The 17693-nt window shown below is 45.0% G+C and carries 20 protein-coding genes; 19 read left to right on the forward strand and 1 reads right to left on the reverse strand.

Annotated features, from left to right (window positions below; translation table 11 throughout):
- Positions 1-70: 70 nt before the first annotated feature.
- From D4N35_RS04430 to pyrG, 3 genes are all read left to right on the forward strand, one after another.
- Complete coding sequence (locus D4N35_RS04430) at positions 71-250, forward strand: hypothetical protein (RefSeq protein ID WP_120070615.1); 180 nt, start codon at positions 71-73, stop codon at positions 248-250.
- A gap of 200 nt (positions 251-450) precedes the next feature.
- On the forward strand, positions 451-999 hold the full coding sequence (gene rpoE / locus D4N35_RS04435) for a DNA-directed RNA polymerase subunit delta (RefSeq protein ID WP_430722746.1): 549 nt from the start codon (positions 451-453) through the stop codon (positions 997-999).
- Positions 1000-1262: 263 nt separating this feature from the next.
- Positions 1263-2867, forward strand: coding sequence for a CTP synthase (gene pyrG, locus D4N35_RS04440; protein WP_120070618.1), 1605 nt, complete (start codon positions 1263-1265; stop codon positions 2865-2867).
- Positions 2868-2952: 85 nt separating this feature from the next.
- Here pyrG and D4N35_RS04445 read toward each other — a convergent pair whose 3' ends face one another.
- The gene (locus tag D4N35_RS04445; protein ID WP_120070622.1) at positions 2953-3474 is read right to left on the reverse strand and encodes a DUF2529 domain-containing protein; all 522 of its coding nucleotides are present in this window, start codon (positions 3472-3474) and stop codon (positions 2953-2955) included.
- Positions 3475-3699: 225 nt separating this feature from the next.
- On the opposite strand from D4N35_RS04445, the gene D4N35_RS04450 reads away from it, so the two are divergent.
- The 16 genes from D4N35_RS04450 to D4N35_RS04525 all read left to right on the forward strand — a co-directional run bounded on the left by D4N35_RS04450 (position 3700) and on the right by D4N35_RS04525 (position 17587).
- The gene (locus D4N35_RS04450) at positions 3700-4083 is read left to right on the forward strand and encodes a response regulator (RefSeq protein WP_120070625.1); all 384 of its coding nucleotides are present in this window, start codon (positions 3700-3702) and stop codon (positions 4081-4083) included.
- A 123-nt stretch (positions 4084-4206) separates the two neighbouring features.
- Positions 4207-5070, forward strand: coding sequence for a class II fructose-1,6-bisphosphate aldolase (gene fba, locus D4N35_RS04455; protein ID WP_120070628.1), 864 nt, complete (start codon positions 4207-4209; stop codon positions 5068-5070).
- Between the two features lie 242 nt (positions 5071-5312).
- The gene (gene fsa, locus D4N35_RS04460; protein WP_120070630.1) at positions 5313-5960 is read left to right on the forward strand and encodes a fructose-6-phosphate aldolase; all 648 of its coding nucleotides are present in this window, start codon (positions 5313-5315) and stop codon (positions 5958-5960) included.
- Between the two features lie 121 nt (positions 5961-6081).
- Entirely contained in the window at positions 6082-7368 is a 1287-nt protein-coding gene (gene murA / locus D4N35_RS04465) for a UDP-N-acetylglucosamine 1-carboxyvinyltransferase (RefSeq protein WP_120070633.1), read from the forward strand.
- Between the two features lie 103 nt (positions 7369-7471).
- Positions 7472-8437 (forward strand): class II fructose-bisphosphatase, encoded by a 966-nt coding sequence (glpX, locus tag D4N35_RS04470; RefSeq protein WP_120070635.1) that lies wholly within the window; start codon positions 7472-7474, stop codon positions 8435-8437.
- Positions 8438-8689: 252 nt separating this feature from the next.
- Positions 8690-9940: a transcription termination factor Rho gene (gene rho, locus D4N35_RS04475; protein ID WP_120070926.1), complete on the forward strand. Its 1251-nt coding sequence runs from the start codon at positions 8690-8692 to the stop codon at positions 9938-9940.
- Positions 9941-10095: 155 nt separating this feature from the next.
- Positions 10096-10296 carry a 50S ribosomal protein L31 gene (gene rpmE, locus D4N35_RS04480; protein WP_120070638.1) on the forward strand — a complete coding sequence of 67 codons (201 nt, stop codon included), beginning with the start codon at positions 10096-10098 and terminating at the stop codon, positions 10294-10296.
- Between the two features lie 102 nt (positions 10297-10398).
- Entirely contained in the window at positions 10399-11016 is a 618-nt protein-coding gene (locus D4N35_RS04485; protein ID WP_120070640.1) for a thymidine kinase, read from the forward strand.
- A gap of 182 nt (positions 11017-11198) precedes the next feature.
- Complete coding sequence (gene prfA / locus D4N35_RS04490) at positions 11199-12269, forward strand: peptide chain release factor 1 (RefSeq protein ID WP_120070643.1); 1071 nt, start codon at positions 11199-11201, stop codon at positions 12267-12269.
- Entirely contained in the window at positions 12270-13145 is an 876-nt protein-coding gene (gene prmC / locus D4N35_RS04495; protein WP_120070645.1) for a peptide chain release factor N(5)-glutamine methyltransferase, read from the forward strand.
- A gap of 54 nt (positions 13146-13199) precedes the next feature.
- The gene (gene spoIIR / locus D4N35_RS04500; protein WP_120070648.1) at positions 13200-13916 is read left to right on the forward strand and encodes a stage II sporulation protein R; all 717 of its coding nucleotides are present in this window, start codon (positions 13200-13202) and stop codon (positions 13914-13916) included.
- A gap of 264 nt (positions 13917-14180) precedes the next feature.
- Positions 14181-15233 carry an L-threonylcarbamoyladenylate synthase gene (locus tag D4N35_RS04505; RefSeq protein ID WP_120070651.1) on the forward strand — a complete coding sequence of 351 codons (1053 nt, stop codon included), beginning with the start codon at positions 14181-14183 and terminating at the stop codon, positions 15231-15233.
- 93 nt (positions 15234-15326) lie between these two features.
- On the forward strand, positions 15327-15875 hold the full coding sequence (locus D4N35_RS04510; protein ID WP_120070653.1) for a manganese efflux pump MntP: 549 nt from the start codon (positions 15327-15329) through the stop codon (positions 15873-15875).
- Between the two features lie 139 nt (positions 15876-16014).
- Positions 16015-16449, forward strand: a complete 435-nt coding sequence (locus D4N35_RS04515) for a low molecular weight protein arginine phosphatase (RefSeq protein ID WP_120070656.1) — start codon at positions 16015-16017, stop codon at positions 16447-16449.
- Positions 16450-16541: 92 nt separating this feature from the next.
- Entirely contained in the window at positions 16542-16988 is a 447-nt protein-coding gene (gene rpiB / locus D4N35_RS04520) for a ribose 5-phosphate isomerase B (protein ID WP_120070659.1), read from the forward strand.
- Between the two features lie 26 nt (positions 16989-17014).
- Positions 17015-17587 carry a TIGR01440 family protein gene (locus D4N35_RS04525; RefSeq protein WP_120070663.1) on the forward strand — a complete coding sequence of 191 codons (573 nt, stop codon included), beginning with the start codon at positions 17015-17017 and terminating at the stop codon, positions 17585-17587.
- The last annotated feature ends 106 nt before the right edge of the window (positions 17588-17693 follow it).

Here is a 17693-nt window from a genome sequence, read left to right on the forward strand (position 1 = left end):
TCTAACGGCATTTATGCAACGCTAGTGGGATAAAATAAATAATAAATCTAATATGACTGGATGTGGGTGCATGAAATTCGGGCTCAAGATTATAGGCTTTTTCATTGCCGCAGAAATTAGTTATCTTTTATACCAAAGCCGTCTTGGGGCGATTCCGTTTCTAGTTACCTCAGTCGTATTATTTTATTTGGGCTATCGTCTCATTCTCGGCTCCGGTAAAAATCGGGCGGAAGGACGGCCGCCTGAATAGGAGTGTGTGACCACAGCATGCGGGCTGTGGTTTTCCTTTTTTAATAATCCATAAAGACCCTCCCGTTGGCAGCGGTTATCCGAATTAATATTTATTGAATAAAAAGGTGGCATAAAGGAAAGATATTTGTTTATAATGTTGAGTATCTATAAATTAGCATTAAAGGCGACGGCGGGCCTTTTATCAATAGGGGAAAGGTTGTGCAGGGATTGAAACTTGAGCAATTGTCCATGGATGAGCGTAAAGAGATGTCGTTTATTGAAATCGCGCAAAGCATATTGGAAGAAAAAAAGCAGGGTATGCCGTTTCAGGAGCTCACTGCAGAAATTGGAAAGTTTTTGGAGCTGTCGGATGAAGAGTTGCGTTCAAGAATGCTTCAATTTTATACTGACTTGAATGTGGATGGCAGTTTCTTGGCATTGGGAGAAAATCAGTGGGGGCTGCGTGAATGGTATCCATTTGACCAAGTGGATGAGGAAATCATTACTCCGGCACCAACGAAAAAGAAAAAGAAGAAGGCGAAAGCTGCATTGGAGGATGACGAACTGCTGCTGGATATCGAAGAAGAGGAACTTGATTTTGAAGATGAATTGGATGACGACCTCGAAGAAGACGAGAGCCTGGAAGCCCTTCGGGAAGAAGAAGCTGATTTTAATGATGAAGATGAGGAACTGCTTGATGAAGATGAAGATTATGATTTGGATGATGATGAATTAGACTTGGAAGAAGAGGAAGAAGAGGAAGAATAGTTCTTGACTTCTTACATCCCAGTATGTAGAATTTTACTTGGGCTCCTTGAAAAAGGACTGACTTACAATACGCAACGCTCCCTTACTTTTGTAGCGGAGCGTTTTTTATGTTTTTGACATGATGGATACCATGAATGACATGCGGCGTACCGCAGCTGAAGCTATTTAGCTTTACATGCTGGCGGGCGCTTGCATTTTTGCTTTTTTTGGCTATCCGGAGCAAAGATGTGGAAACATAGGGACAGGATGAAGGAGGAAAAATTGTGTCAAAATATATTTTTGTAACCGGTGGTGTAGTTTCCTCACTTGGAAAAGGTATAACCGCCGCATCACTTGGACGTTTACTTAAGAACCGTGGCTTGAATGTAACGATTCAAAAGTTCGATCCTTACCTTAACGTAGACCCGGGAACAATGAGTCCGTATCAGCATGGAGAAGTATTTGTGACGGAAGACGGTGCTGAAACTGATTTGGACCTTGGCCACTACGAACGTTTCATTGACATCAACCTCAATAAATACAGCAATATCACGACAGGAAAAGTCTATTCGGAAGTCATCAGAAAAGAGCGCCGCGGCGATTATAACGGGGGTACGGTCCAGGTCATTCCCCATATTACAAATGAAATCAAAGACCGCATTTATCGTGCAGCGGAGAAAACGGATGCTGATGTCGTCATAACAGAGATTGGCGGTACTGTTGGCGATATAGAATCACTGCCTTTTCTTGAAGCCATAAGACAAATGAAAAACGATGTGGGCCGGGACAATGTCATGTATATCCATTGTACGCTTGTACCTTATCTTGAAGCAGCCGGCGAAATGAAGACAAAACCGACACAGCATAGTGTAAAAGAGCTCAGAAGTCTTGGGATCCAGCCAAATGTTATTGTGGTGCGTACGGAAATGCCGATTTCCCAAGATATGAAAGACAAAATCGCTTTGTTCTGTGATATTGAAAAAGAAGCGGTCATTGAAGCGCTTGATGCAAGCACGCTGTATTCCGTTCCGCTTTCCCTTCAGGAACAGCACCTGGATCAAATCGTCTGTGATCATTTGAAGCTTGTCTGCCACGAAGCTGATATGTCAGATTGGAAGAAATTGGTGGAAAAAGTCCAAAACCTGTCCAAAACAACAAAAATCGCCCTGGTTGGGAAGTATGTAGAGCTGCCCGATGCCTATATATCAGTCGTGGAAGCATTGAAACACGCAGGCTATGCCTTTGATTCAGACGTTGAAGTCAAATGGCTCAACGCGGAGCTTGTGACAACAGAAAATGCGGAAGAACTGCTGCATGACTGTGATGGAATCCTTGTACCCGGCGGCTTCGGAGACCGGGGCATTGACGGAAAGCTTGCGGCAATCAAATATGCCAGGGAAAACAAAGTGCCGTTTTTGGGAATCTGCCTTGGAATGCAGCTGGCTTCCATCGAATATGCCCGAAATGTACTTGGAATCGAAACAGCCAACTCATCTGAAATCAATCCTGCAACCGATCATCCTGTGATCGATCTTCTTCCAGAGCAGGATCAAATCGTTGACTTGGGAGGAACCTTGCGTTTAGGCCTTTATCCTTGCAAACTCAGGCCGGGAACAAAAGCACATGAATTGTACCAGGAAGACTTAGTAAATGAACGCCATCGCCATCGATATGAATTTAATAACGAATATCGGCAGCAGATGGAAGAAGCCGGATTTGTTTTCTCGGGTACAAGCCCTGACGGAAATCTGGTGGAGATTGTGGAATTAGCGGATCATCCCTGGTTTATCGCCAGCCAGTTCCATCCCGAATTTACATCCCGCCCAACAAAACCGCAGCCGCTATTCAAAGGATTTATAAAAGCTGCCTTGGGAAAATTGGGCCAATAATTTCATTTGGACAGCCTTTTTTCGGAGAAAAAAGCTGTTCCAATTCATATAGAATGAATAAAACTGCCCAAAAGTCCGGGCAGTTTTATTCATTCTCCAAAAGAATTTCATCTATGGTAAATTTCAATGCATGATAAATATAAAGAGCGGTAATCAGGGATGGGAATACGACTCTCGTTCCATCTTCAGCTGGAAGAATGGGCCTGATAACATGCGTATCAATATGGACGTCGGCCAAATCCGCCAAACCCTTGCCGGTTTCACTCTCCGCTGCTGACACAGACACAAAAGGGATGCCTTTTTCCGTAAGCTCCAGGCCCAAGGAGACCGCTTCCGGGCTGTCGGAAAAGCGGGAAAAGACAATTGCGCGGTCTGTATGGGCCAATGCATCCGCTTGCTCAAGAGCTTTTGCATGTACCATAGGTTCAGCCCCTTTCAATGCTTCGCGGACAACTCCTTCCATTTCGCCAAAACCCTTAATATATATTTTGCCCTCGCCGGCGGGAGCCTGGGCTAATAGTCTTGCTCCATCTTCCAAAGCCATTTCTTCCTTTTCATTAATTTTCAAAAACAGTCCGGTCAGCTGGGTTGATAACATTTTTAACATGAAATAACTTCCTTTCATAAAGGGAGATATAACTATTATAGAGGTCCGGACTTGGAAAAAAAAGAAAGAGCCAGTGGGAGAAGGCGGAAAGGCTATATATCTTTAGAAGGAAATAAGGCATCTGACAGCGAAAGGATATACTACAAACTAAAATTGAAAAATTAAAGCTGAAAATTTTGATTTGGGGTGGTTATTAGAGTACCAATTTAATGAAGGGGGATAACAATGAGGGAAAAAGTGTTAATTGTCGACGATCAATTTGGGATACGGACCCTATTGAACGAAGTTTTGCAAAAAGAGGGATATGAAATTTTTCAGGCTGCAAACGGATTACAGGCTTTGAGTGTGACAGAGCAGCATGCTCCGGACCTTGTTCTTTTGGATATGAAAATTCCGGGAATGGATGGGCTTGAAATATTGAAAAAAATGAAGGAAATCAATCCGGATATCAGGGTCATTATCATGACGGCATATGGAGAACTGGATCTCATTGAACAAACAAAAAAATTGGGAGCGCTTGCCCATTTTTCCAAGCCGTTTGATATTGAAGAAATCCGTTCTGCTGTGAAAAAGTTTTTATTGGTCAACTCAGACCGGACCACTACATAAAAGATGAATTTTAAAAAATATCTGCATCAATGGTATTATAGTAAATAATTTGATATGATGATACTGCAAAAAACGACTGAGGTTTCTATTGGGTCAGGCCCAATATTAAAGGAGGAAAAGATTTTGCCTTTAGTATCAATGAGAGAGATGTTACATAAAGCAAACGAAGGAAAATATGCGGTCGGCCAATTCAATCTGAACAACCTGGAATTCACACAGGCCATATTGCAGGCGGCGCAGGAAGAGAAGTCACCTGTCATTTTGGGGGTTTCGGAAGGTGCAGCACGTTATATGGGAGGCTTCAAACTGACAGTCCGTATGGTTGAAGCGCTCATGGAAGAATACGGCGTTACGGTGCCGGTAGCGATTCATCTGGATCACGGTTCAAGCTTTGAGATGTGTGCCAAAGCCATACATGCGGGTTTCACCTCTGTCATGATTGACGGTTCTCATCTGCCGCTGGAGGAAAACATTGAATTGACAAAGAAAGTGGTCGAGCTCGCCCATATGTTTGGCGTTTCAGTCGAGGCAGAGCTGGGAAGAATCGGCGGCCAGGAGGATGACCTGACAGTCGATGATGCAGAAGCCTCCTACGCAATTCCTGAAGAATGCGACCGCCTCGTAAGAGAAACGAATGTGGACTGCTTTGCTCCTGCCTTGGGTTCGGTTCACGGTCCATATAAAGGAGAGCCAAAACTGGGCTTTGACCGCATGGAGGAAGTAATGAAGCTGACGGGTGTTCCTCTAGTGCTTCATGGCGGCACAGGCATTCCGCTTAAAGATATCCAGAGGGCCATTTCCCTTGGAACAGCAAAAATCAACGTAAATACAGAAAACCAAATTTCTTCCTCAAAGCGTGTGCGGGAGGTTTTGGCTGAAAATCCTGACATGTACGATCCGCGCAAGTACCTTGGCCCTGCCCGGGAAGCGATCAAAGAAACCGTCATGGGAAAAATGCGTGATTTCGGATCGTCGGGAAAAGCGTAAACGCTTGTTTAGCGACGTACAAACTGGAGCACTCCGCAATGAGATAAAGGAAACACGGCGACGAAGGAGCCGATGTTGACTTATCGTAGTGGAGGAGTGCGAAGTTTGCTAGTCGCTGAGCGTTGGAGCTGGACATTGGAAAAGCAGAGTAATTTTTTAATAAAAACTATAGATACAGAGAACAAAGAAACCGCCTGGCTTATCTTGGCGGTTTCCATATTATTGAAAAGGAGTTGTACCCATTGAAATTTTTCCTTGATACCGCCAATCTTGATGAAATAGAGAAAGCGATTGAATTGGGAATCATCGACGGAGTCACAACAAATCCGTCATTAGTGGCAAAAGAGGATGTTTCATTTCATGAGCGTTTAAAAGAAATTACCAAAGTTGTTCCCGGTTCTGTGAGTGCCGAAGTGATTGCATTAGATACGGATGGAATGGTAAAAGAAGGGATGGAACTGGCAGCCATCGCTCCGAATATTACGGTCAAAATTCCCATGACCCATGATGGGATGAAAGCAGTAAACATTTTGTCCAAAGAAAATGTTAGAACGAATGTAACGCTCATCTTCAACTCTAACCAGGCTCTCGTTGCAGCACGGGCCGGAGCCACTTATGTTTCTCCATTTATCGGCCGCCTGGATGATATCGGCCACAGCGGAGGGGAGATTATTTCCGAAATTGCGGATATTTTTTCAATCCATCATCTTGATACACAAATCATTGCGGCGTCCATCCGCCATCCCCAGCATGTGACGGAAGCTGCATTAAACGGTGCGCATATTGCAACCCTGCCGTATAAAGTGCTTGTCCAACTGTTTAAACATCCATTGACAGACTGGGGAATCGAGTCTTTTATCCGTGATTGGGAAGCAAGAAAAAATAAATGATAATTTTCCCATTTAAGGTTATGAAGCCTACATGTTTCGCCAATTTTTGTTTATAATAAAGGGTATAATGCCTATTTTCGAAAAAATATTATACCTTAACAGGCCTGAAAGGAAGTCAAAAATGGAGAAGCTAAAGATCGCTGGCGGTTATCCGTTAAAAGGAACAATAAAAGTGAGCGGTGCAAAAAACAGTGCTGTCGCACTTATACCGGCTACCATTCTGGCAGATTCCCCTGTAAAAATTGAGGGTCTTCCCCACATTTCAGATGTTGATACGTTGAGCGGCTTGTTGGAAGAAATCGGAGGCAAAGTGACGCTGGATCATGGTGTTATGCATGTAGATCCCACCAATATGATTTCCATGCCATTGCCGAACGGAAAAGTGAAGAAATTGAGAGCATCCTATTATCTGATGGGTGCCATGCTTGGACGCTTCAAAAAAGCTGTAATCGGACTTCCTGGGGGCTGCCATCTCGGACCGCGCCCGATCGACCAGCATATTAAAGGATTTGAGGCTTTGGGAGCAAAGGTAACCAATGAACAGGGGGCTTTATACCTTCGGGCAGATGAATTGAACGGCGCCCGAATCTACTTGGACGTTGTGAGTGTCGGTGCTACTATCAATATTATGCTGGCGGCAGTAAAGGCAAAAGGACGGACGGTTATAGAAAATGCTGCCAAGGAACCTGAAATTATTGATGTAGCGACATTATTGACAAACATGGGGGCCAAAATCAAAGGTGCCGGAACGGATGTCATCCGGATCGATGGGGTAGATCGGCTTCACGGATGCCAGCATACAATCATTCCTGACAGAATTGAAGCCGGAACCTTTATGATATTAGGATCGGCTATTGGGGAAGGTGTATTGATCGATAATATCATTCCACATCATATGGAATCTCTTACGGCCAAATTGAGAGAAATGGGCGTCCCGGTTGAAACAAGCGACGAACAGGCCTTCATCGGAAAGAGTGAAAAGCTGAAGCCGGTGGATGTCAAAACGCTTGTATATCCGGGCTTTCCGACTGATTTGCAGCAGCCTTTTACTTCTTTGCTGACAAAGGCGGAGGGCTCTTCCATTGTCACTGATACAATTTATTCCGCGCGCTTCAAGCATATTGATGAGTTGCGGAGAATGAATGCCAATATCAAGGTGGAGGGAAGCTCCGCAATTGTTAACGGTTCGACTGTCCTCCAAGGGGCAAGAGTCAAGGCATCCGACCTCAGAGCGGGAGCTGCCCTCGTTATTGCGGGGTTAATGGCTGAAGGGATTACCGAAGTGACCGGACTGGATCACATTGACAGGGGCTACAGCGGATTGGTAGATAAATTAAATGGTCTTGGTGCTACCATTTGGCGCGAAAAAATGACGGACCAGGAGATAGAACAATTAAAAAGTTCCTAAAAACTTCCCAGTCTTTTCTAGTGATATACAATACAGAAAATGGCAGAAATATGATATACTTTAACTTCAGGGCAATATGCTGCCAATGACGGGAGGAAAGTCAATGGAAAGAAGTTTATCGATGGAGCTCGTGAGAGTGACAGAAGCGGCTGCGCTTAAATCTGCAAGATGGATGGGCCGCGGGATGAAAAATGAAGCGGATGATGCTGCTACCACTGCAATGCGTAATGTTTTTGATACGATTCCGATGCAAGGGACAGTGGTAATCGGCGAAGGGGAAATGGACGAGGCTCCCATGCTTTATATTGGTGAAAAGCTTGGAACCGGGCAGGGGCCGAAAGTCGACGTAGCCGTTGACCCGCTTGAGGGGACATCAATTGTGGCTTCCGGCGGATGGAATGCCCTGTCTGTTATCGCCATTGCCGACGCAGGAAATCTTCTTCATGCCCCGGATATGTATATGGAAAAAATTGCTGTCGGGCCTGAAGCGGTAGGAAAAATCGACTTGAATGCCTCAGTTACGGATAATTTAAAAGCAGTGGCGAAGGCAAAAAATAAAAATATCGAAGATGTCGTGGCAACTGTTCTGAACCGCCCGCGCCATGAAAAAATCATTGCGGAACTCCGCGAAGCCGGTGCCCGGATCAAACTGATTGATAATGGCGACGTTGCCGGAGCGATCAATACCGCTTTTGACCAGACAGGCGTTGATATTTTGTTTGGTACGGGCGGTGCTCCTGAAGGCGTAATAGCCGCAGCAGCGCTTAAGTGTCTTGGCGGAGAACTTCAAGGCAGGCTTGTCCCTTCCAATGATGGTGAAATAGAACGATGCAGGAAAATGAATATTGATGTCAATCAAGTATTCAGAATGGAAGATTTGGTGAAGGGCGATGACGCCATTTTTGCCGCTACCGGAGTAACAGACGGCGAACTATTGAAAGGCGTTCAATTTAAAGGCTCTTACGGATCTACCCATTCCATTGTATTGCGCGCCAAATCGGGTACAATTCGCTTTATCGAAGGCCGCCACAGTCTAAGCAAAAAACCAAATATGGTTGTGGAATTATAATTTTAGGAGGGATCCGTTCCCTCCTTCATGCCTTTTAAGTTGTAACACAATGCCATGGTCTCATTCTTCCTATTCTTCATGTGAAATGCACTCAAAACAATCCTTCCACTTTCTCAACATAATGTTATTTTACATATAACAACTTCATGAGGATTAACAGACAAGAAGATTAAAGCAGGATGAAAACAAGTGTGCGCGAAATATTACAAGTATGAAAAAGCAATAAAATATTTGAAAAAGTGTGGTGTAGAAATGGCTGGTTTAACCATCTCTTCGTTGGAAGATATGAAACTGAAAGAATTATATGAACTTGCCCGCGAATATAAAGTTTCCTATTACAGCAAACTCACAAAAAAAGAATTGATATTTGCCATTTTAAAAGCCCGTGCGGAACAGGAAGGCTTCTTTTTCATGGAAGGCGTCCTGGAGATCATCCAATCTGAAGGATTCGGGTTTTTAAGGCCGATCAACTATACGGCAAGTTCCGAGGACATTTATATATCCGCTTCGCAGATCCGCCGCTTCGATTTGCGAAATGGCGATAAGGTATCGGGTAAAGTGCGTCCGCCCAAGGAAAACGAACGCTATTACGGGTTGCTGCATGTAGAGGCGGTCAATGGTGATGATCCGGAAAGCGCAAAGGAGCGTGTCCACTTCCCGGCTTTGACTCCACTTTACCCGGATAGGCAGATTAAACTGGAAACAGCCCCTTCGAACCTGTCTACCAGAATCATGGACCTTATTTCCCCGGTTGGTTTTGGACAGCGCGGCTTGATTGTGGCTCCTCCGAAAGCCGGTAAAACAATGCTGTTAAAATCCATTGCTAATTCAATTACGACGAATCATCCCGAATCAGAATTGATTGTACTGTTAATAGATGAAAGACCAGAAGAGGTTACAGATATCGAGCGTTCGGTAGATGCAGAGGTTGTAAGCTCCACATTCGATGAGGTTCCCGAAAACCATATCAAAGTGGCTGAACTGGTTTTGGAACGCGCCATGAGGCTTGTGGAGCATAAGCGTGATGTTATCATTTTGATGGACAGTATCACGAGGCTTGCCCGTGCTTATAATCTCGTCATTCCTCCGAGCGGAAGAACGCTTTCAGGAGGTATTGACCCTGCAGCATTCCACCGTCCAAAGCGATTTTTTGGTGCTGCAAGAAATATTGAAGAGGGCGGCAGCCTGACCATTTTGGCGACAGCCCTTGTAGATACGGGGTCCCGCATGGATGATGTCATTTATGAGGAATTCAAGGGAACAGGGAATTTGGAACTTCATTTGGACCGTTCTTTGGCTGAAAGAAGGATCTTCCCGGCCATCGATATCCGCCGTTCCGGCACAAGGAAAGAAGAACTTCTCATACCGAAAGATCAGCTTGAGAAAATGTGGAAGCTACGTAAAGCGATGTCGGACACTCCTGATTTTGCGGAGAAATTCCTGCGCAAGCTGAAGCAGACAAAGACGAACGAAGAATTTTTTGAGGCGTTGACGGCGAAGTAATATCTAAAAAATTTCCTTCAGCATGAATTGCATTTTTGCTGTCATCTTGTTATAATAAAAAATGTGCTTTTTTGAATTAATGCAGCTAAAATCTGCATCGTAATATAGAACTCTGTTTCAGCAAATGATTCAGGGCATTAAGGAGATGAAATGTAATGAAAACAGGAATCCATCCAGAATATAAAAAAGCGACAGTAAAATGTGCATGCGGCAACGAATTTGAAAGCGGCTCTGTCAAAGAGAACATCCGTGTGGAAATTTGCTCAGCCTGCCATCCATTTTACACTGGCCGTCAAAAATTCGCATCTGCGGACGGACGTGTTGATCGCTTTAACAAAAAATACGGGCTTAAATAATAATCGTAAAAAACGGGCAAGGAGGCTTGCCCGTTTTTTTATGCGAAATTTTTGTGGATAAATTCGAATCGCTTATGTAAAATGGGACAGGGGTGTGGATAAGTGGAAGTCACCAACCAAAAGGGCTCAATTGAAGTGATTTGCGGCAGCATGTTCTCCGGGAAAACGGAAGAACTGATCCGCCGGGTCAGAAGGGTTCAATATGCACGGCAAAACTTGATGATTTTCAAGCCGAAACTGGATGATCGTTACAGTATCAATGAAGTTGTTTCCCACAACGGGTTATCTGCTATGGCACAGCCTGTGGATAACTCCATCGATATTTTTCAGTGGGTCCATGCGGACGTGGATGTTGTTGCCATTGATGAAGCCCAATTTTTTGATGAGAAAATTGTGGAGGTCGTAAATCAGTTGGCCGACTCGGGACACAGGGTTATCGCAGCGGGGCTGGACCAGGATTTCCGCGGAGAGCCTTTCGGATCCATGCCCGAGTTGTTGGCCATGGCGGAATACGTGACCAAGCTGCAGGCTGTATGCGTCATCTGTGGAGAACCTGCCAGCCGGACGCAGCGCCTGATCGATGGCAAGCCCGCCTGTTATGATGATCCGGTTATTTTAGTGGGAGCTTCCGAGGCTTATGAAGCAAGATGCCGCCGCCATCATGAGGTGCCTTCGGGAGTGAGCGGACATTTGGCGCAGCTTGTGAAAAGTGAAGAGTAGACCCGATAGAAAATCCAGACAGAGTGCTGGATTTTTTGGGTTCCTGTCCATAATTGAATAACAGATGAGGGTTTATCCACATAAAATGAAACGAATGCCTTTTTCAAAAAAATTTGCTTTGGGGAAAGTGGACAGTGTACTATAAAAAGAGCATGAAAGGAAAAACTTTGAGGTGAAGACTTGTGTTCGATAGATTGCAAGCGGTTGAAGACCGTTATGAGAAGTTAAATGAGTTGCTGAGCGATCCTGAAGTTGTCAGCAATTCGGAAAAACTCCGGGAATATTCAAAAGAACAATCTTCAATAGCAGAGACGGTTGAAGTGTACAGGGAATATAAAGAGGCAAAATCGGAATACGAAGATGCCAAAGAATTGCTGGATGATAAGCTCGATCCGGAGATGCGCGAAATGGTTAAGGAAGAGATCGCTGAATTGGAAACCCGGATCGGGGAACTGGAAGAACGGCTGAAAATTCTTTTGATCCCGAAAGACCCCAACGACGATAAAAACGTCATTATGGAAATCCGGGGAGCTGCCGGGGGAGATGAAGCAGCATTATTCGCAGGTGACCTTTACAGAATGTACAGCAGATATGCAGAAGCCCGCGGATGGAAGACGGAAGTGATCGAAGAGCATTCCACAGGCCTGGGCGGCTTCAAAGAAATCATTTTCATTATCAACGGAAATGGAGCTTTTTCCAGGTTGAAATACGAAAATGGCGCACACAGGGTACAGCGTGTGCCGGAGACGGAATCAGGCGGCCGCATCCATACTTCCACCGCTACAGTGGCTGTCCTTCCTGAAGCCGAGGAAGTGGAAGTGGATATACATGAGAAAGATATCCGTGTCGACACATTCGCCTCCAGCGGACCAGGCGGGCAAAGCGTCAACACGACAATGTCAGCCGTACGTTTAACCCATATCCCGACTGGAATTGTGGTTTCCTGCCAAGACGAAAAGTCGCAGATCAAAAATAAGGAAAAGGCGATGAAGGTTCTCCGTGCACGCATTTATGATAAATTCCAGCAGGAGGCACAAGAAGAGTATGATGCCAACCGCAAATCGGCTGTGGGAACAGGTGACCGCTCCGAAAGGATCCGGACGTATAACTTTCCGCAGAATCGCGTAACAGACCACCGCATCGGTTTGACCATCCAGAAACTGGACCAAATACTGGAAGGCAAACTGGATGAAGTGATTGATGCACTGATTGTTGAAGATCAATCCAAAAAGCTTGAAAGCGTGGAAGATTAATTGCCAAATGAACGGACGATATTCAAAGCCCTTTCCTGGGCTTCTTCTTTTTTAAAAGCAAATGGACGGGATGCCAATGCCGGTGAAATATTATTGCGAGACCAGCTCAACATGAGCCGGTCAAGACTGCTCGCTGAACAGAGAATGCCTATTGCCGATCGTGAGTGGCATCGGTTTGAAAAGGCAGTGAGGGAACATGCAGCAGGCCGGCCGGTCCAGCATATCATCGGATACGAAGAATTTTATGGAAGAACATTTCTTGTAAATGAAGATGTCCTTATTCCGCGCCCGGAAACGGAAGAGCTGATTGAGGCTGTTTTAAAAAAATTGGATGCAACATTTAAATCTTTGTCCGGCTTGAAAGCGGCGGACATTGGGACAGGAAGCGGGGCAATAGCCGTCAGTTTAAAATTGGAGAGGCCTGTTCTTTCTGTCTATGCATCTGATTTTTCCAAAAAGGCGCTGCAAATGGCCGAAAGGAATGCTGAACGTCTTAATGCGGAAATTCAATTTTTACAGGGAGATTTGCTCCAGCCGTTTATTGATAGTGGACTGAAGTTGGATATCGTCGTGTCCAATCCCCCATATATTCCTGTCCATGAGAAATTATCAGATGTTGTCTCCGAACATGAGCCCCATTCGGCATTGTTTGGAGGGGAAGATGGATTAGATTTTTATCGGCGGTTTGCGTCAGAACTGCCAAAAGTGTTAAAAGAAAATGCGCTTGCTGCTTTTGAAATCGGAGATGGGCAAGGCGAGGCTGTGAGAAGATTATTGGCGGGCTGCTTTCCTGAAGCGGAGATTGAAGTCATTAGGGATATAAATGGCAAAGAGCGCATTGTCACTTTGATACAGCGGAAAATACCTTTCGATTGATTATAAGATTCAAAAGTTGTCCATACTGTCCTAGTGAAGGGACAGGTGGGGAATATGAGAAAAAATAGTAAACCAAAATTCTATCAAAAATATATGGCAAGTGTATATATTGCAGTTCTTTCGCTGGCTGCCGTTATGAGCTTTTATTTTCCGGAACAAGAGAGCTCGGCAGCGGAAAATCTAACGGTCATTCCTGATGAGGCGATCCGGCTTCGGATTCTTGCCAACAGCGACAGTGAAAGAGATCAGGAAGTCAAAAGAGCTGTCCGGGATGCTGTGAATAAGCAGATTAACGAGTGGGTGGAGCAATTGACCTCCATCGAGGAAGCACGGTATGTCATTTCTTCAAGGCTTCCGGAGCTCGAAAAGATTGCGAAAGCCGAACTTGCAAAACATGATCTTCATTATTCAGTAGGCATCGATTTCGGGGACGTTCAATTTCCGACAAAATTATACGGTCAATATCTATACCCGGCCGGCACATATGAAGCTGTATTGATCACACTTGGAGAAGGCAAAGGGGCCAATTGGTGGTGTGTACTGTTTCCGCCGCTTTGTTTCCTGGATTACTCCAACAGTGCTGCGGTAAGCCGGGGAATAGAAGAAAATGTGGATAACCACGTTGATATGGAAGTTGCGCAGGAAGAAAGCTTATCAGAAGAGGCCGGACTGCCCGCGGTGCCTGATCCTATATTCGTAGGCGAACAGGAAGAGGAAGAAGAAGTAGAGGTCAAATTCTTTTTGAAGGAACTGTTTGATGAGCTGCTTTGATACACAACCAATCTCTCGAAAGGGAGATTTTTTGTTTTTTATAAGAAGAGAAAGTAATATTGTGTGAGTAAAGCTTAAGTTTTACGGCTGGAAAGAAGCTAAATGATAGCCAGTTATTCACAAAAAACAATACGGTTATCCACAATCGAGGCAATTTTATCCCCAAGCTGTTAATAATTTATTAATCAAACGTTTGAATAAAATCTGTAACGCTATTAATCCCTATATTTAAAGGTGTATATCTAGGCAAAAAGAGGTGGGAACATGGAAACGAAATGTTGGTCTGTGGATAATGATGTGGATAGCGAAAAAAATTATCCACAAATAGTGGAAGCTTCACAGCTTTTAAAAGAAGGAGAAGTTATCGCCTTCCCAACGGAAACAGTCTATGGGCTCGGAGCAAATGCGATGTCGGATGCCGCTGTTTCAAAAATATTTGCCGCAAAAGGAAGGCCCGCAGACAATCCCTTGATTGTCCACATATCCAATATGGGGCAGCTAGAGTTATTAACAAGAGACATTCCGGAGACTGCTGCCAGGCTAATGGCGCAATTTTGGCCTGGTCCGTTAACACTGATTTTAAAAAAGAAACCCGATGCTGTATCATCGCTGACAACAGCTGGACTCGATACGGTCGCTGTAAGAATGCCGGATCATCCGGTAGCGCTGGCGCTTATTGATGCCGCAGGTGTGCCTGTTGCCGCCCCGAGCGCCAATAAGTCAGGAAAGCCAAGCCCCACTTCAGCATCGCATGTGTTGGCTGATTTGGATGGCCTGATAGCGGGAGTGGTTGATGGCGGTCCTACAGGGGTGGGTGTGGAATCCACAGTTCTTGACTGCACCACAGAGGTTCCTGTCATTTTGCGTCCCGGCGGCTTGTCCAAAGAAGATATTGAAAGAGTCATCGAACATGTTGAACAGGATCCAGCTCTTAAACTTTCGGAAGCCGCGCCTAAATCTCCCGGAATGAAATACCGGCATTATGCTCCGTCTGCACCATTATTTTTGGCGGACGGGGATAAGGAATGGATTCAGGAACTGATTGATCAAAAGAGGGATTCCGGTCTAAAAGTCGGCGTTCTTGCCCCCGAAGAATCAGCTTCTTTTTACAGCGCGGATGCGGTGGCTGTTTGTGGAAGCAGGGCAGATTTAAAGAGTGTCGCACATAGCCTTTATCATGCATTGAGAAGTTTTGATGAAAAAAACCTTGATATTATTTATGCGGAGGTTTATCCGGTTCAAGGTGTGGGTGCGGCAATCATGAACAGGCTTGAAAAAGCGGCTGCCCACAGAAAGATCACGAAGGGGAAAAATTGAGAAGCGAGCTGAATGATTTTAAGGATGTCTACTCTTTCATTTCGGTGCATATTATTTTTTATAGGCACGTCCGAGGTGAAAGGAGAATAATCCATGTGGCTTCCTGAATTGGTAACATTAGTGATCATGGCTTTTGCGGTGGGGATGGATGCTTTTTCTGTTTCTCTTGGCATGGGAACGTTTAAACTGAGATTACGTCAAATTTTTTCAATCGGAATAACGATTGGTTTATTTCATATGGCAATGCCGCTTTTGGGAATTATGACAGGTCATCTGCTGTCGGCGACTTTTGGAAAAATTACTGGTTATATCGGCGGCATGCTTCTGGTGATCATGGGTGTGATGATGATTGTTTCAAGTTTTCGCAACGAAGAGCAAACGATTGTTGCGCCGATTGGGTGGGGGCTGCTTTTTTTTAGCATGGTCGTAAGCCTGGACAGCTTTTCTGCCGGGCTTAGCCTGGGGATGTTTGGTGCAAAGGCGATTGCTGCCATGATTATATTCGGTGCGGTTTCCGCCTTTTTGACATGGAGCGGGCTTATTTTGGGGAGGAAAGTACAAAATTGGCTTGGCTTTTACGGGGAGCTGCTTGGCGGCTTTATTCTGATCGTTTTTGGAATCAAGCTGGTTTTTATTGGCTGATCTTGCTCACATGTACATATGGGTTGAAAAATTAACGGCTGTCCTCGTGCAGCCTTTTTTTATTTCCGGATTACAGGGATTAGCAGGTGATTTCTCTTTTAGTGATATAATATAAAGAAAAGTCCATAAGGGGGCATCTATGAAAAACGTATTGTTTGTTTGCACTGGCAATACTTGCCGGAGCCCGATGGCCGAAGCGATTTTTAATCATCTCCAAGCCGGGAATGCTTTTGCCAGGTCAGCCGGCCTATTTTCCGTCGAAGGCAGCCGGGCGGCCGAAAATGCATTGAAAGTTTTAGCAGAAAACAAAATGCATCTGAATCACAGGTCCAAGCAGCTGGTAGAGGATGATTTGAATTGGGCTTCCTATGTGTTCACGATGACGAGAGCCCATAAAGAAATGCTGATGGACAAGTATCCGGCAGCCGCCGATAAGATATTCACATTAAAGGAATATGTTGAGGGACCCGAAGGCAACATTGATATAGACGATCCTTTCGGGGGGGACATTCATACATATCGTGAGACTTTTAAAGAAATGAAGGAGCTGATTGAGCGGCTTTCCCTTGATTAGCCCAAAATCCGCGCGCCAAAATGGCAACTGGACTGCTCTTCTTTTATAATGAAGGAAGCGTGTGACGAACAAATAAGGAGGGGAATCTTTCAATGAAAGTCGCAATTGCATCTGACCACGGCGGTATAAACATCCGAAAGGAAATTCTCCAGCTGCTGGATGAAATGAATATTGATTATGAAGATTTGGGTTGTGAAGGCGGTTGTTCCGTTGATTATCCCGACTATGCCATTCCTGTGGCGGAAAAAGTGGTAAAAGGGGAATGTGACAGGGGTATTCTGATTTGCGGAACCGGAATCGGCATGAGCATAGCTGCCAACAAAGTAAAAGGGATACGCTGCGCCCTTGTACATGATGTGTTTAGTGCAAAAGCAACAAGGCTTCATAATGACAGCAATATTTTGGCAATGGGGGAACGGGTCATCGGCCCTGGATTGGCCCGCGAGATTGCAAAGACTTGGCTGGAAACTGATTTTGAAGGCGGCCGCCACGAAAACAGGGTGAAAAAAATTAAGGACTATGAAACGGAAAAACTATGATGGAAATCAACAAGGGGGCGTTTTAATTGGCAATTGAACAATGGCGGGAAGAAATGCGAGCTCTTCTTGATGAATGCAGGGAAAGCCTCCCTATCGCTGAGGGGAAAGTATTGGTCATCGGCTGCTCAACATCCGAAATTGCCGGGCAAAAAATCGGCACTTCCGGCACGCTGGAAGCCGCAAGTATGCTGTACGAAGAATTGAAGAAGTTTGCGGACGATAAAAAGGTCCATCTCGCTTTTCAATGCTGCGAACATTTAAACCGTGCTTTAGTCGTTGAAAGGCAGATTGCTTCAGAAAATGGCTGGGATGAAGTAACAGTTGTTCCGGTCCGAAATGCGGGCGGATCCATGGCCACTTATGCCTATTCACAAATGAAGGATCCGGTGGTTGTTGAATTTATCAAGGCAGATGCAGGCATTGATATAGGTGACACGTTTATCGGAATGCATTTGAAACATGTGGCTGTACCGGTAAGAGTCAGCCAAAAATCTGTGGGCGGCGCCCATGTGACGATTGCAACGACAAGGCCGAAGCTGATTGGCGGGGCAAGAGCGGTATATGAAAAGCAAAAACTGAACGATCAATGTTCCTTTTAAGAGAAATGTTCCGTTTTTGTTCAAAAGAGGTTTGGAAAGTCCGACTCTTCATGTTAAAATAAAAGCGATTACGAATACAAGCGAGACTTGAAAGGATGAGGGGGAG

It is taken from the genome of Siminovitchia fortis (assembly GCF_003605365.2).
GTDB lineage: Bacteria > Bacillota > Bacilli > Bacillales > Bacillaceae_C > Siminovitchia > Siminovitchia fortis.

Coding starts and splice junctions, on each gene's coding strand:
- D4N35_RS04505 (WP_120070651.1), top strand. CDS start 14,181: ATGGAAACGAAATGTTGGTCTGTGGATAATGATGTGGATAGCGAAAAA.
- murA (WP_120070633.1), top strand. CDS start 6,082: ATGGAGAAGCTAAAGATCGCTGGCGGTTATCCGTTAAAAGGAACAATA.
- rpmE (WP_120070638.1), top strand. CDS start 10,096: ATGAAAACAGGAATCCATCCAGAATATAAAAAAGCGACAGTAAAATGT.
- rpiB (WP_120070659.1), top strand. CDS start 16,542: ATGAAAGTCGCAATTGCATCTGACCACGGCGGTATAAACATCCGAAAG.
- glpX (WP_120070635.1), top strand. CDS start 7,472: ATGGAAAGAAGTTTATCGATGGAGCTCGTGAGAGTGACAGAAGCGGCT.
- D4N35_RS04510 (WP_120070653.1), top strand. CDS start 15,327: ATGTGGCTTCCTGAATTGGTAACATTAGTGATCATGGCTTTTGCGGTG.
- spoIIR (WP_120070648.1), top strand. CDS start 13,200: ATGAGAAAAAATAGTAAACCAAAATTCTATCAAAAATATATGGCAAGT.
- D4N35_RS04450 (WP_120070625.1), top strand. CDS start 3,700: ATGAGGGAAAAAGTGTTAATTGTCGACGATCAATTTGGGATACGGACC.
- D4N35_RS04430 (WP_120070615.1), top strand. CDS start 71: ATGAAATTCGGGCTCAAGATTATAGGCTTTTTCATTGCCGCAGAAATT.
- rho (WP_120070926.1), top strand. CDS start 8,690: ATGGCTGGTTTAACCATCTCTTCGTTGGAAGATATGAAACTGAAAGAA.
- D4N35_RS04445 (WP_120070622.1), bottom strand. CDS start 3,474: ATGTTAAAAATGTTATCAACCCAGCTGACCGGACTGTTTTTGAAAATT.
- D4N35_RS04515 (WP_120070656.1), top strand. CDS start 16,015: ATGAAAAACGTATTGTTTGTTTGCACTGGCAATACTTGCCGGAGCCCG.